Consider the following 26288-nt stretch of genomic DNA (forward strand, 5'->3'; position numbering starts at 1 on the left):
AGGATATAACGATGTCGAAGCCTATCATGCCTAACAAAATTGGCGTTATTGTGGACAGCTTTCGTGTTGGCGTAAGAGAAGGTCTTATCAAGGCTCGGGATGTTGGTGCCGATGGTGTTCAGATTTATGCCGTTCATGGCGAAATGGACCCAGCCAACCTGTCTGCTTCCGCTCGCAAAGAATTGAAGGATTATATCGAATCACTCGGACTTGAAATCTCCGCACTCGTGGGTGACCTTGGCGGACACGGCTTCCAGGACCCTGCTGAAAATGCGGCCAAGATCGAAAAATCCAAACGGATCATGGAGCTTGGTTTGGAGCTTGGAACGAATATTATCACAACCCATATCGGTATCGTTCCGCAGGACCACAACGGCCGCGTATACGAAACGATGCACAATGCCTGCGTGGAGCTCAGCACCTTCGCAAATTCCATGAACGCATTCTTTGCCATCGAGACGGGCCCCGAGCCTTCCGCCCACTTGAAGGCATTCCTCGACGGTTTGGGTTCCAACGGCGTATCGGTTAACTTCGACCCGGCAAATATGGTCATGGTTACAGGGGATGATCCGGTACAGGGCGTGTACAACCTGAAGGATTATATCGTCCATACGCATGCGAAGGACGGAATCAAGCTCGCCGACTATATCGATCCTCGCGATGTATACGGCGATTTCGGATACGAAGCGCCGCCGCTGGACCATGACTTAATCGCCGATATGGCAGAATCCGGCGAGAAGTTCCGTGAGGTTCCGCTCGGCGAAGGCGGCGTGAACTGGTCGGCATATCTGCAAGCCCTCAAAGACATTGGCTACACCGGATATCTGACGATCGAACGCGAAGTGAAAGCAAATCCGGAGGCTGACATCAAACTCGCCGTAGATTTTCTGAAGACGTTCAGAGCCTAACCGATTCATTACCATACAGAGTCTCGCTGCAACGGGTCTGGGCCTAATAAGAGCCTCACGCAGCGGGCTCCATATGCAAAAGCAGGCAGATCAAGGATATTTCCCGATCTGCCTGCTTTTTTTATTCATGCCATGTTGATGAACTTAGTTAAGATACGGTCTGCTTCCCAGGCAATGTCTCCAAGGAGCCGTTCGCATTCGCGGAACGGATCTCGGCCTCGATAATTTCCAGTGATCCGGCAGCGCTTTCCGGTGTGCATACCGTTACGGGTGTCCCTTGTGCAACATGCTCAAGGAAATACTGGAGTTCGCGATAGTAACCGGAATCACCGGACAGCTCAGCCGTAAAGCCCGGAGCATCTTCAGGATAAACCTTCAATTCATTATTCTGGAACACAAGCGTAGCCTGCTCCAGATTCACCCGGTATCCCATATGGAATCCGTGTTCACCGCTCAGTGTCCAGTCCGCATGGGCGTTAATCACCTTACCATCCGGATAGCTGTAATGAGTGGACACGATATCGTACAGGCTGCCTTCAATGATGGTTTTGGCGAATGTGGATACCCGTTCCGGCTTGCCCATCAGCCAGTGGATCATATCCACGTCATGGACATGCATGTCGGTGATGCAGCCACCGCTTTTGTCCCCTTCCAGGAACCAGCCCTTCGGCGGTTCGGAGCCGCGGAAGAACTCCCCCGCTACGATGCTTCCGTATCGTCCGTCCTCCACGCAGGCTTTTAAATATTCATAAGCGGGCCAGAAACGCAGGCATTGTCCGATCATCAACGTTTTGCCTGTACGCTCTGCTGTTTTCACCATGCGCCAGGCTTCTTCTGCACTGCCTGCCATCGGCTTCTCACACATGACGTGAATCCCCTTCTCCAGCAGCATGCAGGTCATATCCGCATGTAAATAAGTCGGCAGACATACGTCCACGATATCAAGCTCTTCATTCTCCAGCATACTGTCTACATGATCGTAGAGATGATAGGGCTCCAGATCATATACATCACGCTCAGTGGCCATATTGCCATTGGCTTTGCTGTCTTTCAGCTCATCGATACGCAGATCGCAGATGGCAACCAGCTTAATGTCGGCACCTTCTTCCATGAGACGGACATAATTGTCGAAATGCATGCGTCCCATGAAACCAAAACCCAATATTCCGATTTTCAGCATCCTATATTCCCTCCGTATCCCTTATTATGATTGGCCTTGACGCTGGCGCGCGTCAGGCTGGCGCAATGACGGTGTACGTCCGAGAATCGCATCCATTGCATTGGATGTATTAAAAATGATCTGCTCCGAATAGTGGGTGTAGGCCGGGATCATCTCTGCCGTAACATAGTTGTCATAGCCGATTAAACGCAGCGCTTCCACCACGGCCGGGTAATCAACGTCTCCTGCCAGCAAATCAACAAAGCCGTGCAGCCCGCCAGCTTGCCTGCGGTAGTCCTTGAAATGGACTTTTTTGATCCGCTGACCCAGAATCCGAATCCACTGCTCGGGATAACCGTTATGAACAACATTCCCTACGTCAAAATAGGAGCCGACATAATCGGAACCGATCTCGTCAATGAAATTTCGCAATTCCAGCGGCGACAGCAGAAATTTGTTCCACACATTCTCAAGCGCGATGGCAACACCGGCACTCTCTGCAAACGGCACCAGCTTACGAATGGATTCTTGAGCGCGATCGTATGCATATTCGTAATCAATCACGGCGGAGCCAGGGATGAAATCGACGCCGACCGCGCCGGGGATAACCAAAATGGCGTCCACGCCGAATGCGGCAGCCAGTTCCAGCTGCTTCTTGCAAACATCCATCGCTTTTTCACGGACAGCCGGGTCTTCGCTTGTCATTGGATAATCCCAATAAAGGCCTGTTGCCAGTCCTGCAATTTCCAGGTCCGCGTCTTTCAGCTGTGCAGCGATGTTCTGCACTTCCTTATCACCGGCTTGGAGCCCAAGCTCGCCCGTTTGGTTTAATGACAATTCGATTCCGTCAAACCCAGCTTCTTTTGCCAATCGGATGCAGTCGGAGATGGCCGCATCCCCTTGGAATGACCAAATGTTAATCCCTTTCTTCATGACGAATCCCTCCTCAAATCAATAGGTTGATTGATGCAGCTTCCGCTTTCACATGGAAGTCTTTGAAAATAAATTGAAAGATTCATGTAACGCAACATTTGACTTTTTCCGTCAAGTTGTAAATAAACCATCAGGATGTAATAATACTTATATAATAAATAAATATTCCATCAAATGATTTAGATAGAAAAGTGATTATTTGGACAATTCCGTTCTCTTCAAAAATTTTATTTCATCCCTTTCTGGAGTGATTTATCTATGAACGATACAAACTCGGATTACCCGATAAAGCGTGAAGCGTCCTTCCGGGAATGGTCGCCCAGCATTCATTATGCTCAATTCCAACGCATGGCGACGGGGGCTCTCCCGAGGCGAAGATTGTACGATTTCGAGCTGCTCTACGTATGCCATGGCGCAGCCGCCACAACGATGAACGGGAATCGGTATGTCATCGAAGCCGGGCAGCTCATTTTCCTGCCCTCCGGTGTTTACCATCAGAATGAGGTGATATCTGAGCCTGATGCGCGATTTTTGGGAATTCATTTTGATTTCTTTGATGAACTGGACATTCAGACCGAAGCGGACATGATTGTGAACGAATCCGTGCTGGCTCCGGATAAATTTGCTCAAGAAGCGGTTTCATCCGCTTTCCTTCCGCTGTCCTCACGGACCATCTACACGCCTCCATTGCCTTGTGTTCAGATGATGGAACGCATCGTTGAAGAGTTCACCTACCGTCCTGCCGGATATGAACTCGCCTGCAAAGGACTGATGCTGGACGTGCTGGTTCAATTGTGTCGGACGCATCCTTTCCAGGCCCTGACGGAAACGTCACCGCATGATGCCAAACTGATTGATCTGATGAGCCAAATCGAAAAAACTCCAGCCAAAGACTGGAGCAATAAAATAATAGCCGAGCATTTAATGTTAAGTGCCGATCATACCGCGAAATTATTCAAACGATTTGCCGGAATGCCACCCAGTGAATTTGTGCAATCCGTTCGTCACCGGGAAGCAAGGCGGCTCCTCCGGGAATCCGATATTTCGATCGAGGCGGTTGGCGAAGGCGTCGGATACCCGGATATTCATTATTTCAGCCGGATTTTCCGCAGGTTAGAGGGGATCACCGCTACGGATTACCGTAAACTCTCAAGAATTCTGTAGGATGTGCAGGTCCTGGACTGCACGGGATGAGTGTGCCCTAAGCCAAAGATCTATTCGATCAAGCGCTTCTGTCAGCCGAGCGGAGGAAGCGGCATACGAGCAGCGGATAAAACCTTCGCCGCCAGCGCCGAACACATGACCCGGTACAACAGCGACTTTCGCTTCCCGAAGCAGCCGCTCTGCGAACTGCTGCGATCCAAGGCCGGTTTCTGCAATGCTGGGAAAGGCATAGAAAGCACCTTGCGGATCGCGGCAGGTCAGGCCGATATCGCTCAGACCCTGTACAAACATCCTTCTGCGTTCATCATAAGCCAGCTTCATGGCATCCCGATCCCCGAGTCCGTTCCGCAGACATTCGATAGCGGCAATCTGTCCCATGATGGGTGCGCATAGGGCAGTGTACTGATGAATCTTGACCATGGCGCTCACCAAGTCCCGATCTCCGCAGAGGTAGCCGACACGCCAGCCCGTCATCGCAAACGCTTTGGAGAAGCCGCTGATGACAATGGTGCGTTCCCGCATTCCAGGCAGTGAAGCGATGCTGGTATGTGTGCGGCCATAGGTAAGATCCGCGTACATCTCGTCGGAGATGACCACCAAATTGTGCGAAACGGCCAGGCGGGCAATCGGGAGCCAATCCTCATAAGTCATGACGGCACCTGTCGGATTGGTCGGAAAATTAACAACGATCGCTTTGGTCCGGGGTGTAATTACCTTCTGAAGTTCATCCGCGGTTAATTTGAAGCCCTCCTCTGCCGATAGCTCCAGTTCTACCACATTCCCCCCATTCAGCTGAACAAGCGGAGCATAGGCAATGTACCCGGGTACCGGAATGATGATTTCGTCTCCCGGCGAGATGAGCGCCCGCAGAGCAAGATCAATCGCTTCACTGCCGCCAACGGTGACCAGAACCTCTCGTGACGGTTCATATTCCAGCTGAAAGCCCTTGTGCAGGTATTCCGCGATTGCTTCTCTTAACTCCAGAAGACCCTCGTTTGGCGTATACATCGTACGCCCATGCTCCAAAGCGCGCTTGCAGGCTTCTATCGCACACTGAGGTGTCACAAAATCCGGCTCACCTACGCCCAGAGAAATGACATCATCGTCCGCTTCGGCCGCATTAAAAAACTGTCGAATTCCGGATGGGGGCATATCTTGCACAGTCGGCGATATAAAGCTGCTCGTTGTATTCATATCCTTCTACTCCTTGTTTTTCGCTTTTTCGTTCCGTTAATGAGAATTCAATAATGGCATCGAGCAAACTGCTGAACGAATATCCCGCTGCTTCCGCGCTTCTTGGCAGCAGACTGGTCCGCGTTAAACCCGGGAGGGTGTTAACCTCCAAAATATAAGGAATATTATCCTTCAGGATGATATCGATTCTGGCATACACACTGCACTTCAGTGCCTTGTAACATTGAATCGCCGCCGCATTCACTGCCTTCCGAAGTTCGGGGGGCAGCTCGATCACCTGCTCATCCGCTTCGCCTTCCACATATTTGGACGTGTAGTCAAAAAATTCGGAGTTCGGTTTAATCGACACAATCGGAAGCATTTCCCCGTTCAGGATCGGGCAAGTGATCTCCTCACCATCGATGAATTGTTCAATCATCACGGCGCGATCCCATTGGAGCGCCTCCTCGACAGCGGATGCCAGCTCATCTTGGATACGGACAATCCGGGTGCCAATGCTGGACCCGCCTGCATTCGGCTTCACAACAACGGGGAAGCCCAGCCCTTCCACATCCGCGGCGGCCAGCTCCTGCATACTGCCCACCACGACCCAGTCTGCGGTAAACAAACCTTCGCAGCGCAGCAGCTTCTTGCTCAGATCTTTATCCATGCAGACACTGCTGGACAGGACATCGCTGCCGGTGTACGGTATCCCGAGAGAGTCCAGCGTGCCTTGCACCGTGCCGTCCTCCCCGTATTTGCCGTGCAGCGCGAGCAGGGCGATGTCGATGCCTTCGGTTTTGCTGATCAGCTCGCGTTTGTCATCAATCTCGATCGGGCAAACCTCGTAGCGGTTTTTATCCAGATGGGAGAGCATCTCCCTGCCGGTAGCCAGCGAAACCTCCCTTTCTGATGATACGCCTCCCATGATGACACCAACCTTCATGATGCTGTCCTCCTAAACTGTTATTCTTCCGATCTCTTTTTTGCCCTGCTAGTTGAGCAGCTTCCTCGCCGTTTCACCGATAATGCGGATCCCCTTCTCGATGTTCTCGTCCGAGACGCGGGAGAAGCCGAGGCGCATCGTGTGATGACCTCCGCCATCGGTATGGAAAATATCACCCGGCGTGAATACGACGCCCTGGGCGGAGCAGGCAGCAAGCAGCTCCCGCGTCCGGAAATCCGGACCAAATTCAACAAACAGATGAAGTCCACCGTCTCCGGACAAGCGCTCCATCGGAATCCATTCCTCACAGCAGCGGATCGCCAGCTCATATTTTCGCTTATACTCCGCCTTGGCCCTTTTTAAATATTTCTCGAAGTTGCCGTTGTACAGATATTGATAGAGCAGGGATTGATCCAGCGTCGACGTATGGATGCTGCGGGCACGCTTCACGCTTTCGAGATAATGAATCAGCGTCTTGTCGGCAAGCACCCAACCGACGCGCAGGCCAGGGAACAAAATTTTCGAGAAACTGCCCAAATAGATCACGCTGTTGTTCTCCCCCCCTGCACATGCAACGAGAGGGGCAATATGCGAGCCCGAATAACGGAGCTCCTCATTGAAACCATCTTCAATAACGGGAATCTGATACTCATTCAGCAATCGCAGAGCTTCAAGCCTCTTCTGGTGAGACATAACAATTCCTGTAGGATTATGATAGGAAGGCACAAGGTACGCCAGATCGTAAGGGCGCTTCGACAGCTCGCGTGCAAGCCCTGTCAGGCTGATGCCGTCCGGCTCCATCTCGACGCCGGTGATGTCGTACCCGTGCATTTTAAAATTTTTTATGGCTGTATGGTGGGTTGGATTCTCACACAGAATGCGTCCATGCCCCTGGTTCAAGGTCGATAAGACCAGGCTCAGCGCTTCTGTAAAACCGCTTGTGATAAGCAGATCCTTGCCCTGGATATTCACGCCCTTGTTCTCCATATAACGGAGAAGATAATCGATGAGCGGTTTATAACCCTTGGCATAACCGTAGTTAAGGAGAACCTCCCCTTCAAGCGACATCCGGTCCAGAAATGCACGCTTTACATTTTGCAGATCAAACAGCTTCTCATCGGGAGCGATGCTTGTAAAAGATATGGCGCCCTTCTCGGCGCGGATGCCATGCTTCATCAGATCATTCTCTTCCGCGAGCCGGGCGTAATCATTCAGACGCGGAGCCCAATCCAGCCGCTTACCTTCTAGCTGTACAGATACCCCACTTACCGACGGGACAACGAAATGTCCCTGCCCTTTGACCGCGTAGATATAGCCTTCGTCCTCCAAATCCGAGTAAGCGCTGAGCACCGTATTACGGCTAACCCGAAGTAAAGCACTCAGCTCTCGCGTGGAGGGAAGCTTCTGATCCGCTTGCAGCGCACCGGTTGTCATCAAGCGCTTCATGTAATCCTTGACTTGAATATACGCCGGACGGTCATCCGCAAACTTGAAATCCAAATACATCGTATTACCCCCTTGCCTCTATGATGGCATAAATTCAGCTGCACCACTAGAACCACAGCAGACCTCTTTCGCCGAAGGCGTGGTTGGCCTTAATCGCCCATGAATCCCTCAACCACCTCTATGGGTTAAAAAAGGACTTTTACGTTGATAAGCAGAACTATATCATCTTCACTCAAATAAGGAGGCGATTGTTGCTTGTGAACCGATCTAAAATTATAATCAGTGATCCTCATTCCATGGTAGATGCTCCTATAAAGATATCTGCCGCTGGGATGCAGCCGCAAGAAACCGTAACATTCCATCTGATCAAAAAAATAAATGAGGAACGATATTTAGCCTCACAGGCGAGTTTTGTTGCAGACCCTGAAGGTAAAGTAGAGCTGGACCATCAAGCACCCATCCATGGCACATACTGCGGCGTGGATGAAATGGCCTTGTTTTGGTCCATGGAGCCTACCGTAAAGAATGCACTGACGCATGTTCTGGACGAAAAATATAATCAACCCGACACTCGTGATGAACTGTCGCCACAAACCTCGCTAATGCTGTTGGAAACTCATGATGAGATTGTGGCACATCAAGCTGTAACCCGCCATTGGACAAGCAATGATACTGTGAAGCAAACCGTGCGGGAAGCAGGTCTGATTGGGAACTTTTTTTATAACAAGGATTTGAAACCCAGACCCGGCATTATCGTTGTGGGCGGATCCGAGGGAGGAATGAACGAGAAAACTGCTGCCCTTCTGGCCTCGCACGGATTCTCGGTATTCGCGCTTGCCTATTTCGGCGTGGAGAATCTCCAAAAGCAGCTAAGGGATATACCACTTGAATACGTTGAATCGGCCATAAAATGGCTGCAGAAGCGATCTGAAGTTCAGGCAGGAGGATTCGGAATTCACGGTACGTCAAGGGGCAGTGAACTTGCTCTGTGGTCAGCCGCCTTGTTTCCTGAAATCACAGCCGTTGTCTCCTTGAACGGATCAGCCGTATCGTTCAGCGGAATTGTCCCATGGAGTAATGATCCAACGCTTCCACCTGCATGGACCTACCAAGGCCAGCCGCTCCCCTATCTGCAGCCAGATAATCCAGTCCAATTGGCGAATGAATGCAAAGAAATGTGGATTAGCCAAAAGGGAAATCCTTTCCGTAAATGGCACGACGGGTTGTCCGCTAACATCGAATGGCTGGAGAGGGCAACCATCCCTTTAGAAAAAATAAACGGCGAAATCTTAATGATATCGGGATCAGCCGATGAAAGCTGGGATTCTGCTGCTCTATCGGAGCAAGGATTACGGAGAAAAACACAAAACGATCCAGCAGCGATATCCAAGCATCTAATCTATGATGGGGCAGGCCATTACATCGGCATACCTTACTTGCGTGCGATTTCCCCCGATCCGGGAACCAAGCAGCAACTTGCGGAAGCCAGTGTGGACTCGTGGAAAAAAACGATCGAATTCTTTAAGCAGAGGTTATGTACATAAAACGAATGCCCCACATTCACCGTTAAACGGTGAATGCGGGGCATTCTCAATATATTCACACGGGTTTGGATGGAGCTGCACTTGCCATCCCGTTTACTTCACAACCATATTCGCCTTGATCTCCTCATTCATCCACTGCCGCTTCGACAGCAGCCATTCCATATCCCTGGGGTAGCACTTAAAGGTGATCGGCTCCTTCAGCCCTTCCTCCAGCGACTGCATGACGGCTTCTCGGCCGATCAGCGTCTCGAGCAGCTGAAGCGCTCTCAAATCCTGCAGTGCCTCCTGAAATACCTTCAGCCGAATGGATTCGATAGGCCCTTCTTCGCCAGGGTATACCACAAAAGCATCCCCGGAAGGAAAACCGCCGTCCGCATCCGTCACCTGGAATGGATCAATGGCGCGGCGCGAGTATTGCGAGTTCCAAAAGTTGTATCCCCAGTGCAGGAACCCCTCGATGTTGTACTTATACAGCTGAATGCCGAGAATCCGGTTTCTTGCCGACGGCAGATTGAAGAAGCGGTTCGATACCTCTTTGTACTGGGAACAGCAATAATAGGTCCACAATGGCGTTACTTGTTGGTCCAGAAAAGGCTCGATGTGGTTGCTGCCTGGAATTGGTCGCTTCACCAGTCCTTGCTCATAGAACGAAATATCGGATAAGGCATCAATAATTGGATAATCCGGCAGCAGTTCATTCATCAATCGGCTCGCATGACCATATGCCTCCAGATGGGAGACAGACGGCTCGTCGGATACATGGAAATAGCAGCGCTGTTTCAGTCCCCGGCTTTCGATCCAGCCGATCAGCGCCGGAATGAATTGCCTGATGAAGGCATGGTACGAAGATCCCATCGCATCCGTATCCCACCAGAACAGCTTCTCGCTCTTGCCGTTCACGTTGCCCATAATCTTCGGCGCATGCCGGGCTCCCCATTGCGTGAAGAGATGCGAGAACTCCAGGTATTGAATTCCATGAGCATCGCATAAGTCCGCCCAGCGGTCGAGTTTATCGAATGCAAACGCATACGTTCCATCTTCGCTAACAGCCACATCAACCAGTTGTACCGTGGGACGCTCCCCGCCCACTTCCGTATCCAGCGGAGGCGTAAACAAAGGCGTAAGGATCATATTGATCCCATGCCGGGCAGCAGTCCCCATAAATTGTCCCATCAAGGCCCAGTGACGCTCACTAAAAATCTCGACACCGTAATAGGCAGCCAGACAATCGGCATGAAACCATTCTGTATGAATCAGCGTTTGGGCGGGTAATAATGCCGGAATGACTTCCAGTGTGAAGACCTCTTCACCAAGCGACTCCCCCGAATCGGCTTCAAAGCGGATTCCTATTTCATATGTACCGCCCTTTACCTCATCCTCAGGCTGCACCGTAATCCATAGACTTCTCCACTGGTTCGGGTATCCTGTCACAACAGATTCTGCGGTCAAGGGCAGCAGCGGGTCCGGATACAGGCCCGACGTGGATCTTAAGACAAATTCGTCATGATCATGGTACGCTGGCAGCTCTGATGGAACCAGACCAACGGAACGGACGATAATGTGCGGGCTTATCTCCGACTGAAGCATGACACGGATGTTTTTCAACAAGCGATTGGAACGGTAAGCGACCTGAAACGAAAACGTCTCATTACAAAATGCGGACCCGTTGTTATACGAACCTTGCAACAGTTCTTCATCGGCAAACACTTTGGACAAGGAGCTCAGAAGCCGGGTCTGGAACGTTACGGATTGGCTCATGCGCGATACATCCTCTCTACTGTGGAGTAAGGTCTGGTCTCACATACATCTTACACTAATCTGGAGGGAGCGGAAGGTGAACGAATCTTTTTTTGGAAAAATATGATTCGGTTTCGTAATCAGCCTATCAATCCCCAGCGCCCCTGTACACTTCAAAGCTGGACAGGCGCGGGCACCATCTCGATTCCATAATGGTCAGCCGAATATACTGAGAACGCACGGCAGAAAATCGACAGATGCGCTTGTGACCAACAACGGTGCCGGATTGAATCGGATGCCAGGTTCCATTTGCGATATATTCAAGCTCAAACCTCTCGATTCGTTGTCCATACCGGTATTCAGCCAGTACAATATGATCGAAATCGATCTCACGTCCGAAGTCCAGCTCAATCACGGCATACTCGGTACCGTCCTCCGGACTCCAATACGTATCTCTGCTGCCATCCAGCATATGACGCGCGTCCCATCCCTGCTTGCTTTCCGATGCCGTTATATGCGCATCCGCTGCGAGATTGGTCCTGAACGTATTGCGAATGGCATCTCCAAGCTCCCGCAGCCGCTGCATGTCATGCTCATGAACCAGTCCCCGGGTATCCGGCGGAATATTGAGCAGAAAAGTCGCGTTGCCGCCAACCGATCCGTAATAGATATGGAGCAGTTCCTTCAGAGATCTAACCTTACCGTCCTCGGAAGCATGGTAGAACCACCCCGGACGGATGGACGTGTTGACTTCAGCCGGATACCACACCAGCTCCTGCTCGCCCTGAATGACATCACGGCTGCCCAGATCCTCTTCATCCGACTCATAACGGCGCGCAAACTCCCGATCGTCGGCTTGCTGCGATTTTTCCTGGATGGCTTCATTCTGGCGCAATGACGAAGGAACTACGCTCCATTCGGATTCTCTGCAGTGTCCCGCCTCATTCCCGCACCAGCGGATATCCGGCCCGCATACCGAGATGGCGGCGTTCGGCTGCAGCTCGCGAATCAGCGAGTAATACGCCTCCCAGTCGTATTCCTGACGCTTGCCGTTCGGTCCTTCACCGCAGGCACCGTCAAACCAGACGCAGAATAGATCGCCATAGCCGGTCAGCAGCTCTCGTAATTGATTCAGGAAGAATTGATTGTATCGCGCTGAATCTCCATATGACGGTTCATGCCGATCCCAAGGGGACAGGTAAATCCCGAATTTGATTCCGCCTCTTCTGCAAGCATCGGCAACCTCCTTCACCACATCGCCGAGCCCGCTTCGCCAAGGGCTGTTCCTCACGGTATGCTCCGTATAGCGGCTTGGCCAGAGACAGAACCCGTCATGATGCTTGCATGTGAGGATCAAGCCGCGCATGCCGGCACTGATACAGGCTTCAACCCACTGGTCAGCATCCAGCTGCTCGGGATTAAACCATGCGGGATCCTCTTTTCCGGTGCCCCATTCCATATCCGTGAACGTATTGATTGTAAAATGAAAGAAAGCATAAAACTCCATCTCCTGTACGGCCAGTTGGCGCTCCGAGGGCTTAATGTTGGCAGCGTATTCAATGAAATTGTGCACGCGATAAACCTCCCATTCCTATCTATCCTTGGTTGTCTAATGCCTTCTGGTGAATTTCCAGATACTTATCCAGCTGCAGTCCTTTAAACCCGCTAACATATGCATCCCAATCCTTCTCAATATCCTTACTGCCGGTCACGAATTGGGCCAGGTTCGATTTCACGTAATCTTGAATAGTCTTCTGAATCTGAGCGATAAAGGTTGCATCGGCGGGATCGATAAATACGTCCGTCGGGTAGACCGCATCCGGCTTCGCAAATGGCTCGTATTTCTTCGCGGCAAGCCATAGGCGATATTCATAGGCTCCGTTGCCGAGCGGATCCGCCGGTGCCACAAAGGATTCCCGAAGCGAGTTCACCATCAACATCGTGCCGAGCTGCCACCAGGTCACGTCAAGCGATCCATCGGGCACATCCCGTTTCAGCGCTTCGTATACGGCTGGCTTGCCATTGTAATCGAGAGCCCCGGACTCCGCCTTCCGCCAGCCGTCTCCTTCAAAGCCCCACGAGGTCATCACAGTGCCTTCCTCGGAGAACAGGTAATCCGCCAGCTTAATCGCTGCCACCCGCTGCTCCTCTGTCGCTTTGTTTGTAATGACAAACGATCCGTCACCAGCACCTACGCTGTACCCTGCAAGCTGTACCCCGCCCGGACCTTTCAGCGGAGGCACGACATCGTATTCCTTATGACGCGGCTTCGCTTCCGTCGGTTCCAGCACACTGCTGATCAGTGCGTACCCAACGGTACCGACTACATTGTCCGTTTTGTTCCCGAGCTGCTTCACGGCATCCCCATTTTGCGTAAAGGCTCCCTTGTCGATCAGTCCTTCGCTGTATAGCTTGCGGAGGTACTTCAGCCCTTCCTTCCATTCGGGCTCAGCCGCGGACAAGATCACCCTGCCATCCTTGACACTTAAATAGGTTGTGCCGTTATTGTAGATGAAGGCATTCATCAAAAAAGCATCTACACCTCCACCCCACACATCAAGGGAGGTTGTCATCGGAATTTCATCCGCCTTGCCATTGCCATTCGGATCCTGCTCCTTGAAGGCTTTCAGCACTTCATAGAACTCATCGGTTGTTGTGGGCATCTCCAGCCCCAACTTATCAAGCCAGGTCGTATTGACCCACATCCGCTGACCATATGTGCAGTGCAGGCACTCATTCACCTTCGGAAGTGCATAAATATTCCCGTCCGGCGCAGTTATGGCCGGTTTTAAATAGGAAACTTCCTCCAGCGCTTTTTTGATGTTGGGTGCGTGCTGGTCAATTAAGTCATTTAACGGAATGAAAGCCCCCTGCATGCCATATTTGATCTGATCCGCCTTGGATATGCCGGCATTCATGATGAGGGCCGGATAATCCCCGCTTGCCAGCATCAACAGTTTCTTATCGTTGAATACCGCGTCGGGCGTTGTATTCCATTTAAATGTAATGCCCAGCTTATCTTCAATATGCTTGGAGAACGGATTGACATCCAGACTTTCAATTCCCGCTGTCTGAGGAGCAAACACCGATAATTCAACGGGTGCGCCTGACGCCGAGGAACTTGCCGAACCTTCAGTTCCTGTTTCACTCGCCTTACCGCAAGCTGATAGTACCAGTACAACGGCCAGAATCAGACTTAAACATAATCCAGTGAACCTTCTCAAATCAATTCCTCCTTAATATGGAATACCCGCCCATTGATCTTGTATGAAACCGCTTTAGCAACAACCCCCAGGTTTGTCTGAACATCAGAAATACCCTATTCTGCAATGTCGGCCTCACCCCCTCTATAACATCCGGTTAACTAAGGTTCATCCTTTCAGGGAGCCGATCATGACACCCTTGACAAAATACTTCTGCACAAACGGATAGATGATCAACACCGGCGCGCTTGCAACCACAATCAGCGAATATTTCAGCAAGTCCTTCAGTCCCTCACGAGCCAGAAGCTCATTCACATTGGTCACCATCTCCGAGCTGACGGAATTCAGAATCAAAATGTCCCTCAGGAATATCTGAAGCGGAAACAGGCTGCTGTCCTTGAGATAAATCAAGGCGTTGAAATAAGAATTCCAATGACCGACCGCATACATAAGTGCGAGCACAGCCAGGATCGGCTTGGAAAGCGGCAGGACGATTTTAATAAAAAAGGTAATGTCGCTGCTCCCATCCATCTCCGCAGCCTCGGCCAGTTCCTCTGGAATGGTGGTCTGAAAAAAGGTTCTGGCAATGATGACCTGAAATACGGCCAGCGCACCCGGTATAATCATGGCCCAGCGCGTATCGAGCATGCCCAGCGACTTCACGAGCAAATAGTTAGGAATCAATCCCCCGTCGAAAAACATCGTGAACACCAGCAGCATCATCACCATATTTCGAATGTAAAACGTCTTTCGGGCCAGCGGATAAGCAAGCATCACCGTGAACGCAACATTAACCACTGTGCCGACGACAGCATAGAACAAGGAGTTGCCAAACCCGATCAGAATGTTGGAATTCTGAAATACAGCTTTATACCCCATTAGCGTAACATCCACGGGCCACAGCCACACCTTGCCAGAGGATACTGCCGAAGGAGAACTGAAGGATGCGCTTACAATATGCAGCAGCGGAAACAGAATAACGATCAGAATGATGGATAAGAACAAATATACGATGCCAAGAAATATCCGGTCTGCAGCGGACTCCCGTACTGTGGTTCTGCTCATGCGATTCCTCCTACCATAGACTTGTGGATGAGACTCTTCGGGATACGTAATTGACAATAACCAGCAAAATAAAATTGATCAACGAGTTGAACAAGCCGATTGCGGCCGAGAAACTGAAGTTTGCTCCAAGCAATCCGACCTTGTATACATAAGTGGAGATGACCTCGGACGTATTCTGATTGAGCGGATTTTGCATGAGATAAATCTTCTCAAAGCCGAGGCTCATCAGGTTGCCAAGATTCAGAATCAACAGGATGACGATGACGGGAACCAAGCTGGGAATATCGATATGGATGATTTTTTGGAGGCGGGTTGCACCATCCACCCTTGCTGCCTCATACAAATCGGGGTTAACTCCAGCCAAGGCCGCAATATAGATGATGGCGCCATATCCGGTGAACTGCCATACATCAGACCAGACATAAATCGATTTGAACAGCCCTGGAACGCCCAGGAAATCCACAGTCTCAAGCCCCAACGCCCGGTATAAATTGCTCATCAGCCCGGTATTCGGCGAGAGATTCACAATCAGAATGGAGACGATCACAACTGTTGATATGAAGTATGGGGCGTAGGTAACCATCTGGACGGTTTTCTTGAATCGGCCGTTCCTGATCTCATTCAGCGCCAACGCCAACAGAATGGGGGCAGGGAAACCGACTAGGAGACCGTACAGGGAGATTTCCAGCGTGTTGCGGACATACTGCCAGAAGAACGGTGCCTCAAACAGCTGACTGAAATAATCGAAACCGATCCAGGGGCTGCCGAATATGCCTTGCACCACGTTGTATTCCTTAAACGCAATCAAGACGCCGAACATCGGAACGTATTTGAAGAGGATGATATAGAGCAGCGGGAAGAATATCAGCAGGTAAAACTGCCAGTGCCTCATCAGCTTCTTCTTCGTTCGGTTTACGGGCTTGTTCGGTGGTGCAGATGCACCTGCAGGTAATGTCATGACTTTGCTCATACGAGCCATCAGGTCACCCTCCTTCGCTTCGTGATGACCTCAAGTTTAGGGGGAACGCCTCGCCCCGTTCAATAAACAAGATTCTCCGGATCAACGTATTTCCGCTAAAAGAGACGCAGCACAATCCATACATGTAACGTCGAGCGATAAACCTTTTTCTCCACTAAACCAATCTCGCGTTATAGCAAAAAAGCCCGGCAGGACGCAAAATCCGCAGGACTTTCTATATGGCAAGGTCATGTATTAGAAGGGTTAGATCGAACGGTCGGCACCCGTAGTCCGAGTGTCTGAAGCCGCTTGCTCCCGGTAGTCACCCGGCGACATTCCCGTCATTTTTTTGAACATCCGCCCAAACGAGATGGCATTCGAATATCCGACTTCGGTGGCTATATCCTGCACGGGAAGCAATGTCTCTTGAAGCAGTTTCCGGGCATGATTCATCCGCAGCTCGATTAAATAATCCACAAATTTCTGTCCAGTCTCCTCGCGAAACAGCTTGCTCAGCGTCTTCCAGTTTATATCGAAGCGTTCGCTCAAATAATGGAGTGATAGGTCCGGGTTGCTCGAGTTCTGCTCCATAAACAAGCGTATTTTCAAAATCGCATCCGCATGATTGCGCCCTTGCATCAGGGCTGACATCCTCTTGAACAGGCTGGATAAAGCTTCCCCATAGCTATGCTCCAGCTGCTCCAGCGTCTCGGAAGATTGAAGAGCCCTCCTTAAGGCCGGCTGTCCCTCCTGTATCCACAAATCCTGAAACTCTTTGGCCATGCACGACATTTCCCGGCCCAGCGAATACATCATGTAATCGGCCAAACTCACCACGCCGTCCCGGTCCAGCATATTCTGTTCAATGTTATGGATGAGGGTATCGTATTTCGCCTGCCACTCCCCGTTAACAAGCCGGAAAGATTGAGCCATGGACCGGATCAGGTTCAGAAAATCAAAGGCATGGCCCCGCTCCTCGCCGGTTACTTGTGTATAATGAATGATTCGGTTCTCGCCGAGGATCATTTTGTACTTCAATGCGGTAAGTGCCTGCTCGTAGGACTCCGTGATGTCCGTGTACCGCTCCGCTATCTCCCCAATGCCAATTGTAATGGTCAGTTTAAGATACTCTTCCGTCCACAGGCGGGCATGCTCAAACAGCGCAACCATCTGCTGTTCAGCGTTCTGCTCCCGTGCTTCCGTTATGACGCCCAGCTTGGAGGCAGATATCCATTCTGTCCATATGACCGCTCCCTGTCCTGCAGCAATTTCCTGGACTGCGCTTTTCAGGGCAAACTTCATCAAATATTGGTCCTGCTGCAGGTATTGATCGCAGAACAGTGTGTATTTGTCGATCTCGATCACTTGAACCGTTAGCGGTTTGGACAAGTCAGGCAATCCCATGACATCGTGCTGCACGTTCCATTGCTCCAGGCTGGACGGGTACTGCCCTTCCATCAACTGCTGAAACAAATACGCTTTTCGCAGATGCAAATCCTCCCGATGCTGCTGTTGGAAGCTGTTCGACTGCTCCAGAATGCTCTCCAGCGCAGATTCGATAAAAGCAAATTCATCCTGTTTACTGCCATGGAGCAAGGAGCTTGTCTTGGACTGCGAATATTTCTGAATCCGGGACACGATGGCCTCAATGGGTTTATAATTTCTACGGGTCACCCATATAATCCAGACGATACCGGCTGCGCACATGAGTAGGCCGACCATAAACCATACATTGTATAGTTGGCTGACGAAATCCGCCATCTTGCCCCGGGTTAATCCTCCCTCATAAACCCAATTGGTATACGGAGACACCGCACGGGAGACCATTTCCCCATCCTCCGAGGCGGAGGAGCTTGCATTCATGGCATAACCTGCCGCATCCAACACATGAATAAAACTCACCTCGGGATTAACCATGCTGAGTATCATTTGATGTATGGCATCTGCCTTGATATTAATCGTTATGATGCCTTTGCCATGCGTAACGAAGGGCGCTTCACGTACAAGGGTCAGCACCTTCGATGCGTTATGAAAGCTGAATTCATGAAAATCCCTGACGCCACTCCATTTGGCTTCGCTGTTGGCCTGACTTAAATAGGGCCTGAGAAAGCTATAATCAGCATAATCCTGTAATTTGAAGGTGGATGAAGTGCTTAAGACAAACTCGTCCTGTGCCCGAACAAGCACCATAGAATCCACGAGCGGGTTGGAGACCTTGAACTGCTTCATCGCCTTCAGCGCCTGCATGTTTAAATAAACATTATCCTGATCCTCATGATTGAAAAACTCGGACATATCCGGGTTGAATAACAGTTCCTGCACCAGCATCTGGTCAATCGCTTTCAGCGAATTATCCACCGAGCGCATCGCCTGCTGAATCATCATCTCATTGGCCTGAATCGCGCCTTGCCGCGACTGTTCGCCGAGCATTTGGAAAAATACAAAAAACACAAAGGAAATCACGATAAAGAAGACCGGCATATACGATAAAAGCTGTCGGTAAAACCACGCTTTTCTTCCCATAGGCATCCCCCTGAGTGATAGAATTCCTAATCCGATTCATCGATTGGAAGTAATTTCATCATAGAAGAACGCCCGGGGTTTACCAACACTTTTTTGGACAAGTCATGAAAAACACATCTAAAGCATCACTACTTGCATAGCATGGACTGGATCTTAATCCTATGGTATTTATCCTTACCCTTAGCTGTGTGGTAATTCAGAGGATCCGCCCACCGCCGATATTCGGAGACTACGGATTGGGAGGATTGGGAGGAGTGGGCACAGCGGGTTCTCCCTCGCGGCCCAGCCGCCGGCTTGCCGTTTCCCTGCGTCCCGTTGCTGGAACATGGGCTCCGGCTTTCGACAGACCGAACCTCGGCATATTGTTATATACACATTCGTATTGACCTTGATCGATGAGATAGGATTCGTGAAAAATACCAACGTCCCCACCCGTTCCAACCTTGCGGTTGAAGTCCCTCCAGGCGGTCAGATGTTTGGCTCCATGACGGGCATAATGCTCCAGGTGTTCGAAACTTCTCCAATATTGAATGAGGGTCACTCCCCGCCACGACAAATGAAAAGTGCCATCCAAAAATCCAAGCTCCTCTTTGTTCCGGTACAGCTCCTGAATCATGGGGGACATGGCGTTCACCACAGGCAGCCATTTATGCACCGACCACCATTTATTAATCCGCATCCCGATCACAAATACAACGAAGGGTCCATCTATGTGTGCGGTATAACGCCCTGGGATTACCTTGCTCATACGTGTGTATCACTCCTCTTTTTTCGTTTCCAGCAGGCCCAGATGGGTCTCGTAAAAACGTTCTATGTCTGTTGAATTGTACAGCTGTGCCGTTAGAAATGCGCCGTAAAAAACCGTGAAACCTATCTGCACGGCCTGCTCCAAGGTCAAGGCTTTATTGAGGTTACCGGCCTGGGCTTCTTCCTTCATGAATTGCTGGAACAATTCGTACATATTGGGCGATAAGCTACCGGCTTCCTCTTGGCCGGGAAAGAGCAGCGTCACCTCCGCCGGGCTAAGCTCAGGCATGCTGGGCTGCATGTTCTGCTCGGCCAGAAAGGAGATCAGGCTCGGCATCATCCCCGGCCTCACCTGATGTTCCTTCGCCACCTGGGACAACAGATGGCGAAATGCCTGAAATCCCTTTTTACCTTCCGTCTCAATCTCAATGATCCGCTCGGTCAGCCATATCCGCATGAAATAAACCAGGATATCCTCTTTGCGCTGGTAGAACTTGAAAAAGGTAACCTTTGATAGCTCTGCCCTCCGGCAGATGTCCTCCAGCATGACTTGGCTGAACATCCGCCCCTGCATCAGGGACAATCCCGCTTCATACAGCGTGATTTTGTTTTTGGCTTTTTTTAATTCTCTTAATGGGATATCTGAATGTGTTGTCAATGCTCGCACCACCTTTTAGATTAACATATGTAAATAAATTAACATAAGTTAATTTATTTTGTCAAAGTAAAGTGAGAGGGGCTATTTGCTTAATGTGCCAGCAGAAGTGTCGATGTTCATACCACCGGGGCTTAACGGACCTGAGGTACGTTATTCACCCGATTTATGTCCATCACACTTTCTAACGGACTCCACAGCCGCTATTCGGCTTGAAAGCGACCAAAAAGTCGTCTGTTATAGAGAATAACGGCTCTCATGTCCGATAGATTCGCCGAAACCCCTTTTTCCAGGAAATAGGGTGTCCTCAGTCCGCTAAACTGCTGGAGTCATCCGATTACCTGCTGCCCCCGCGCACTGCTCGGACACTCAATTACCTTATCTGATCCAGCACACTGCTCCGACACTTGATTACCTTCTGATCCCAGCACGCTGCTCCGTCACTTAATTACCTTCTGATCCCAGCACGCTGCTTGGACCACTCGCTTGCCTTCTAACCCAACACACTGCTTGAACGCTCGATTACCTTCTAACCCAGCACGCTACTTCAACACTCAATTACCTTCTGAACCCGCACGCTGCTTGGACCACTCGCTTGCCTTCTAACCCAACACACTGCTTGAACGCTCGATTACCTTCTAACCCAGCACGCTACTTCAACACTCGATTACCTTCTGAACCCGCACGCTGCTTAGACCACTCCCTTGGTGAAGCGGGAAACGCGTTGAATGGGAATGCTTAAAACAAACAAAAAGGCAAGTTCAGGACATATTCCTGTACTTACCTCGGTACATTTTTGATATGGCACAAACAGGTGCCTTTATAATTCTCGAAAATTCTCAAGATTCGGCGGTTCCAGCCACTGTTGGCAACCGTTGCTGCCCACGGTAGTCACCTTGACGACGGTGGATGCACATACCACCGAGGCTTAACGGACCTCAGGTACGTTATTCACCCGATTTATGCCCATCCGACTATCTAACGGACTCCACAGCCGCTATTCAGCTTGAAAACGGCCAAAAAGTCGTCTGTTATAGAGAATAACGGCTCTCATGTCCATTGGATTCGCCGAAACCCCTTTTTTCAGGAAATAGGGTATCCTGGGTCCGTTAAACTACTGGAGTCACTCAATTACCTGCTGCCCCCACGCACTGCTAGGACACTCGATTACCTTATCTGATCCAGCAAACTGCTTGAACACTCGTCAATCTTCTAACCCAGCACGCTACTTCAACACTCGTCTATCTTCTGATCCCAGCACGCTACTTGGACCACTCGATTACCTTCTGAACCCGCACGCTGCTTGGACCACTCGCTTGGTGAAGGCGGGAAACACGTTGAATGGGAATGCTTAAGAACAAACAAAAAGGCAAGTTCAGGACATATTCCTGTACTTACCTCAGTACATTTTTGGTATGGCACAAACAGGTGCCTTTATAATTCTCGAAAATTCTCAAGATTCGGCGGTTCCAGCCACTGTTGGCAACCGCTGCTGCCACGGTAGTCACCTTGACGCCAGTGGATGAGCACAGCTCCGAGGCTTAACGGACCTCAGGTACGTTATTCACCCGATTTATGCCCATCACACTTTCTAACGGACTCCACAGCCGCTATTCAGCTTGAAAGCGACCAAAATGACGTCTGTTATAGAGAATAACGGCTCTCGTGTCCATTACATCCGCCGAAACCTCTTTTTCCAGGAAATAGGGTATCCTGGGTCCGCTAAACTGCTGGAGACATCCGATTACCTGCTACCCCCGCGCACTGCTCGGACAATTGCCTACCTTCTGACCCATCACGCTACCCGGACACTCGTCCACTATCCTGACCCAGCAACATGCCCGGATACTCGCCTACCAGTTGAGCCACCAAAAGGTTGAACAGCACCCTGCGGGTCCGCTTGGTCATTCACCGCCCCCGAAGGAACGGCTACCCCAAGCAGCACGTGGTGATCATCCCCGGGCTGCGGCGTCCGCGTAGAAAATAATGGTGTAGAACTTCGTTGTCTCTTTGCCTGGATTGACGTAACGATGCGGCCGGTTGGCAGAGAAGTGAACGGAACTTCCGGCAGGAACGGTATAGCTCTCGTCTTCGCGCCAGAGTTCCAACTCTCCCTGGTGGACAAAAATATACTCCTCCACACCTTCATTATGTGCTTCAGATCCATGGTCGCAGCCCGGATCCATCATAACCATATACGACTCGAATTTAGTGCGCAGGTTGTAAGAGAACAGCGGGTACACCCGGTACGCGCCCTCTGCCTCGTGAAAAGGCTCCAGGTCATCCGGAGATACCACGGTCACCTCGGTTTCCGTCTCTTCAATGAGTGTGGTGAATGAAATGCCAAGACCGCTAACGATACGCCACAGCACGGAGATCGTTGGGTTGGAATCACCGCGCTCGATCTGTCCCAGCATGGCTTTGCTTACGCCGGTCAACTCGGCTACGTTATCGAGGCTGAGGCCTCGGGATTTACGAATGGCTTGCAGATTTCTCCCTACCTTTTTATGAATGGGTTCCAAGTGTAACAATATCCTCCTTCTGATGCTAAGCCGTTAACTGATCTTGCTTTGATCAGCCTGCGACTTCTCCATAAGCTTTGACACCATATCATCGGTCATATGGTTCAAATCATATTGTACATCAAAACCCCATTCTTCGCGTGCTGCAGTTGCATCGATTGAATCCGGCCACTCGTTTGCAATCGCTTGGCGGACAGGATCCACCTCATAGCCAAGGCTAAAATTCGGTATATGACGGCGGATACTGGCCGCAATACCTTCAGGATCGACACTCATCGCCGTTACGTTGAAGGCATTGCGGTGCTTTAATTTTGCCGGATCGGCCTCCATTAATGCAATGACAGCCCGAATCGCATCCGGCATATACATCATATCAAGGTACGTCCCTTGATTAATGTAGGAGATATAGCTGCCTTTATGGATGGCGGCACCAAACATCTCAACCGCATAATCCGTGGTACCTCCTCCCGGAGGCGCGGAGTGGGAGATCAGTCCCGGAAAACGCAACCCCCGGGTGTCCACTCCATATTTGTGATAATAGTAGTCACACAGTAGTTCACCTGACACCTTGCTGACTCCATACATCGTGTGCGGACGCTGCAGGGTGTCTTGCGGTGTTGCGCTTTTTGGGGTATCTGCCCCGAATGCCGCGATAGAGCTAGGCGTAAAGAATTGGCAAGATAATGCGCGAGCCGTCTCCAGGGCACTTAACAGTCCGCCCATGTTCAAGTTCCAGGCAAGCGCCGGATTGGATTCGGCTTTAGCCGACAACAGGGCTGCGAGATGAATGATCGTATCGGCCCGATGCGCTTGAGCCGCCTCGTGAAATGCATGATGATCGGTCACATCCAGTATTCGGAAAGGTCCTGACTGTAACGTTTCATGCTGGATCTGTCGTATGTCTGTTGCAAGAACCGCCTCTTCGCCGTAAATCTGCCGCAATGTTGCTACCAGGTCTGAACCAATCTGACCGAGTGCACCCGTTACCATAATTCGTTTCATTGTTCGTGCCCCCTTAAGTTAGATCAGACCCAGTTCGCGTCCGATGGTTTCATATGCCGAAAGTGCACGATCCAGCATCTCCTGTGTATGGATAGCGGTCGGCATGTTGCGAACTCTTCCCGTGCCCTTTGGCACCGTCGGGAATACAATCGCTTTGGCATACACGCCTTCTTCGTACAATCTTGTGCTGAATTTCTGTGTCGTTGCTTCATCTCCAATGATGCACGGTGTAATTGGGGTTTCCGTCCGTCCGACAGAGTAGCCAAGATCCTTGAGTCCTTCTTGCAGATACCGGGTATTCTCCCAAAGCTTCATTTGAAGCTCTTTGCTGTTCTGCAGGATGTCGATGGCCGTAATGCAGGCCGCTATGCTGCCTGGGGGCAGCGCTGTTGAAAACAGGAACGGCCGACTGCGGACCTTGAGCCAATCCACCAAATCACGGGATCCTGCAACATACCCTCCGACAACACCAACTGCCTTGGACAAGGTTCCAATCTGAAAATCCACTCTATCCGACAACCCAAAATGCTTCACTGTACCGGCACCGCCGCCAAGAACACCCGAGCCGTGCGCATCATCCACATAAGTGATCAGATCATAGCTTTCGGCGATTTCCACGATTTCAGGAAGCTTTGCAATGTCGCCATCCATCGAGAATACACCATCCGTAATAACCATAATTTTGCTGTATAACCCGGACTCTCTCGCTTCTTTTGCTTTTGAACGCAAATCGTCCATATCCGAGTGGTTAAAACGAATCACCTTCGCCTTGGTCAAGCGACAGCCGTCAATGATGGAGGCATGGTTCAATTCATCCGACAGGATAGCATCTCCTGCTCCCATCACCGCTGAGATCGCCGCCATATTACAATTGAAACCGGATTGATACGTAAGCACCGCTTCCGTTCCTTTGAATTGAGCAAGCTTCTCTTCAAGTTCAATATGAAGCGCAAGTGTTCCGTTGATGGAGCGAACTGCCCCGCTTCCGGTTCCGAAATCGGTTGTTGCCTGAATTGCAGCTTCCTTCAGTCGCTCATCATTTGCTAGACCAAGATAGTTATTGGAAGATAAATTCACAAATTCACGGCCCTGAATAGTAATAATCGGACCATTCGGACTTTCAAGAGGCTGGATGGTATTATAAAGTCCTTGCTGCTTGAGTTCTGTTAGATTATCCTGTAAGAAAGCGCTTAACGAGTTGCTGGCCATATAAATTCCTCCCGTGGATCCGAAGTTCTGAAACGTACATAACATTTACCATTCCATTGTATGCAAAAAGTCACACCTATGCAATATCCCGCACATAAATATGCTATATTAGATTTTTCGGTAAAAAAAATCCCTTCAGCATTCATAGGAAAACATCTGCCTATGATTAACTTGAAGGGGCAATAAATCATTACGATTTTCAGATCTGGTCTGCTATTTCTTTAATTAAAACTCAGTTTTTTCTGCCTCTATGGTTTCTCTACCTCACCCGAAAATAATCTCTCTGTTAAGATAGGTATACCATATGGATGCTGCTCTATAGTAAATCCAATAAACTATAGCCAGTTATAGTAAGAAGCTATATCGTGCAAAATCAAGTTGTTATCGCTTGATGGAGCGCCTCCACATAAGCTGTTGCCAGCTTGGACAGCGATGCATTTTTATGGCTGATCCAGCCCACCTTGATCGTCTCATCACAATCGAGCGGAACCGGAATAATCTCATTCCCGTTCAGGTCTGCACTTAGCACCCCGGTGGAGATGGTATAACCGTTCAGCCCGATCAGCAGATTGAACAGCGTCGCGCGGTCATTGACCCGGATGCTCTTTTTGTGCGACAGTGTGCTGAGGATCTCCTCGGAGAAATGAAATGAATTATACTCCCCCTGCTCGAAGGACAGATACGGATAATTCTGCAGCTCATCAATCGTGACGATGGACTGCTTGGCGAGCGGATTGTTGATGCTTATAAAAATATGCGGCTTCGCGGTAAACAAGCTGGTGAACTGCAAGCCCGCGTCCTTCAGCAGCTTATTGATTACCTTCGCGTTGAATTCATTGAGATAGAGAATGCCGATTTCACTGCGCAGCGTTTTGACGTCCTGAATGATTTCGTAGGTCTTCGTCTCCCGCAGAGCCAATTCGTATTCATCCTGACCGTATTCCTGAACGAGGTTTACAAAGGCGTTCACCGCGAATGCATAGTGCTGGGTCGATACGGAAAAATGCTGCGGGGACGGCTTGGCGTTCAGGTAACGCCCTTCCAGAAGCTCCGCCTGTTCTACTACTTGCCGTGCATAACCCAGAAACTCGGCTCCCTCTTTGGACAGTGAGATGCCTTTATTGGTTCGCTCGAAGATCGTGATGCGCAGTTCCTCTTCCAGATCCTTTATCGCATTGGACAGGCTGGGCTGGGAAATAAATAATCGTTTGGCCGCCTCATTCATGGAACCACGGTTGGCTACCTCGATGGCGTATTTTAATTGTTGTAAGGTCAATGTGATCCCCCTCATCAAAACTTCACGCTTCTCTATGAAGCTGGTCGTTCATGTTTCTATATCTCTATTATACAGTCTACAGCATGAAGGAATCTGATTCATTACCTGAATCGCTCAC

General features: G+C 50.3%; 20 protein-coding genes. 3 read left to right on the forward strand and 17 right to left on the reverse strand.

Annotated elements, in window-relative coordinates; all coding sequences use genetic code 11:
• Window positions 1-11: 11 nt before the first annotated feature.
• Complete coding sequence (locus M2277_RS02890) at window positions 12-908, forward strand: sugar phosphate isomerase/epimerase family protein (RefSeq protein WP_006211763.1); 897 nt, start codon at window positions 12-14, stop codon at window positions 906-908.
• A 148-nt stretch (window positions 909-1056) separates the two neighbouring features.
• On the opposite strand, the gene M2277_RS02895 is transcribed toward M2277_RS02890, so the two are convergent.
• On the reverse strand, window positions 1057-2088 hold the full coding sequence (locus M2277_RS02895) for a Gfo/Idh/MocA family protein (protein WP_036641528.1): 1032 nt from the start codon (window positions 2086-2088) through the stop codon (window positions 1057-1059).
• A 24-nt stretch (window positions 2089-2112) separates the two neighbouring features.
• Window positions 2113-3000: a sugar phosphate isomerase/epimerase family protein gene (locus tag M2277_RS02900; RefSeq protein ID WP_006211765.1), complete on the reverse strand. Its 888-nt coding sequence runs from the start codon at window positions 2998-3000 to the stop codon at window positions 2113-2115.
• 258 nt (window positions 3001-3258) lie between these two features.
• On the opposite strand from M2277_RS02900, the gene M2277_RS02905 reads away from it, so the two are divergent.
• Window positions 3259-4164 carry an AraC family transcriptional regulator gene (locus tag M2277_RS02905; RefSeq protein ID WP_036641525.1) on the forward strand — a complete coding sequence of 302 codons (906 nt, stop codon included), beginning with the start codon at window positions 3259-3261 and terminating at the stop codon, window positions 4162-4164.
• Here the strand turns inward: M2277_RS02905 and M2277_RS02910 are convergent.
• Genes M2277_RS02910 through M2277_RS02920 form a run of 3 tightly spaced genes read right to left on the reverse strand, consistent with a single transcriptional unit; the run spans window position 4150 to window position 7789 of the window.
• The gene (locus tag M2277_RS02910; RefSeq protein ID WP_148246758.1) at window positions 4150-5358 is read right to left on the reverse strand and encodes an aminotransferase class I/II-fold pyridoxal phosphate-dependent enzyme; all 1209 of its coding nucleotides are present in this window, start codon (window positions 5356-5358) and stop codon (window positions 4150-4152) included. The two genes, M2277_RS02905 and M2277_RS02910, sit on opposite strands and share 15 nt — an antisense overlap.
• Window positions 5285-6283 (reverse strand): D-alanine--D-alanine ligase, encoded by a 999-nt coding sequence (locus tag M2277_RS02915; RefSeq protein WP_063480247.1) that lies wholly within the window; start codon window positions 6281-6283, stop codon window positions 5285-5287. Before M2277_RS02915 ends, M2277_RS02910 begins: the two co-directional genes overlap by 74 nt.
• 48 nt (window positions 6284-6331) lie before the next feature.
• Window positions 6332-7789, reverse strand: coding sequence for an aminotransferase-like domain-containing protein (locus M2277_RS02920; RefSeq protein ID WP_280754085.1), 1458 nt, complete (start codon window positions 7787-7789; stop codon window positions 6332-6334).
• A gap of 197 nt (window positions 7790-7986) precedes the next feature.
• Between M2277_RS02920 and M2277_RS02925 the strand changes: the two genes are divergently transcribed.
• On the forward strand, window positions 7987-9273 hold the full coding sequence (locus M2277_RS02925; protein WP_280754086.1) for an acyl-CoA thioesterase/bile acid-CoA:amino acid N-acyltransferase family protein: 1287 nt from the start codon (window positions 7987-7989) through the stop codon (window positions 9271-9273).
• A gap of 93 nt (window positions 9274-9366) precedes the next feature.
• On the opposite strand, the gene M2277_RS02930 is transcribed toward M2277_RS02925, so the two are convergent.
• The 12 genes from M2277_RS02930 to M2277_RS02985 form a co-directional block, all read right to left on the reverse strand.
• Entirely contained in the window at window positions 9367-11031 is a 1665-nt protein-coding gene (locus tag M2277_RS02930) for a DUF4091 domain-containing protein (protein WP_280754087.1), read from the reverse strand.
• Between the two features lie 127 nt (window positions 11032-11158).
• On the reverse strand, window positions 11159-12583 hold the full coding sequence (locus tag M2277_RS02935) for an alpha-L-fucosidase (protein WP_036641519.1): 1425 nt from the start codon (window positions 12581-12583) through the stop codon (window positions 11159-11161).
• A gap of 22 nt (window positions 12584-12605) precedes the next feature.
• The gene (locus M2277_RS02940) at window positions 12606-14234 is read right to left on the reverse strand and encodes an ABC transporter substrate-binding protein (protein WP_280754088.1); all 1629 of its coding nucleotides are present in this window, start codon (window positions 14232-14234) and stop codon (window positions 12606-12608) included.
• Window positions 14235-14381: 147 nt separating this feature from the next.
• A complete protein-coding gene (locus M2277_RS02945) occupies window positions 14382-15278 on the reverse strand; it encodes a carbohydrate ABC transporter permease (protein ID WP_280754089.1) in 897 nt (298 codons plus the stop codon).
• Between the two features lie 10 nt (window positions 15279-15288).
• On the reverse strand, window positions 15289-16257 hold the full coding sequence (locus M2277_RS02950) for an ABC transporter permease (protein ID WP_280754090.1): 969 nt from the start codon (window positions 16255-16257) through the stop codon (window positions 15289-15291).
• 243 nt (window positions 16258-16500) lie between these two features.
• Window positions 16501-18759 (reverse strand): helix-turn-helix domain-containing protein, encoded by a 2259-nt coding sequence (locus M2277_RS02955; RefSeq protein ID WP_280754091.1) that lies wholly within the window; start codon window positions 18757-18759, stop codon window positions 16501-16503.
• A 229-nt stretch (window positions 18760-18988) separates the two neighbouring features.
• Window positions 18989-19507 (reverse strand): DUF4188 domain-containing protein, encoded by a 519-nt coding sequence (locus M2277_RS02960; RefSeq protein WP_280754092.1) that lies wholly within the window; start codon window positions 19505-19507, stop codon window positions 18989-18991.
• A 9-nt stretch (window positions 19508-19516) separates the two neighbouring features.
• Window positions 19517-20164, reverse strand: coding sequence for a TetR/AcrR family transcriptional regulator (locus M2277_RS02965; protein WP_006211778.1), 648 nt, complete (start codon window positions 20162-20164; stop codon window positions 19517-19519).
• A 1949-nt stretch (window positions 20165-22113) separates the two neighbouring features.
• Window positions 22114-22683: a helix-turn-helix domain-containing protein gene (locus M2277_RS02970; RefSeq protein ID WP_006211849.1), complete on the reverse strand. Its 570-nt coding sequence runs from the start codon at window positions 22681-22683 to the stop codon at window positions 22114-22116.
• A 33-nt stretch (window positions 22684-22716) separates the two neighbouring features.
• Window positions 22717-23685, reverse strand: a complete 969-nt coding sequence (locus M2277_RS02975) for an NAD-dependent epimerase/dehydratase family protein (protein ID WP_063480254.1) — start codon at window positions 23683-23685, stop codon at window positions 22717-22719.
• 18 nt (window positions 23686-23703) lie between these two features.
• Window positions 23704-24894, reverse strand: a complete 1191-nt coding sequence (locus M2277_RS02980; protein ID WP_063480255.1) for a glycine C-acetyltransferase — start codon at window positions 24892-24894, stop codon at window positions 23704-23706.
• Between the two features lie 373 nt (window positions 24895-25267).
• Entirely contained in the window at window positions 25268-26170 is a 903-nt protein-coding gene (locus M2277_RS02985; protein ID WP_036641496.1) for a LysR family transcriptional regulator, read from the reverse strand.
• Window positions 26171-26288 lie beyond the last annotated feature (118 nt).

Source organism: Paenibacillus sp. LBL (genome assembly GCF_029893715.1).
GTDB lineage: Bacteria > Bacillota > Bacilli > Paenibacillales > Paenibacillaceae > Paenibacillus_AQ > Paenibacillus_AQ glucanolyticus.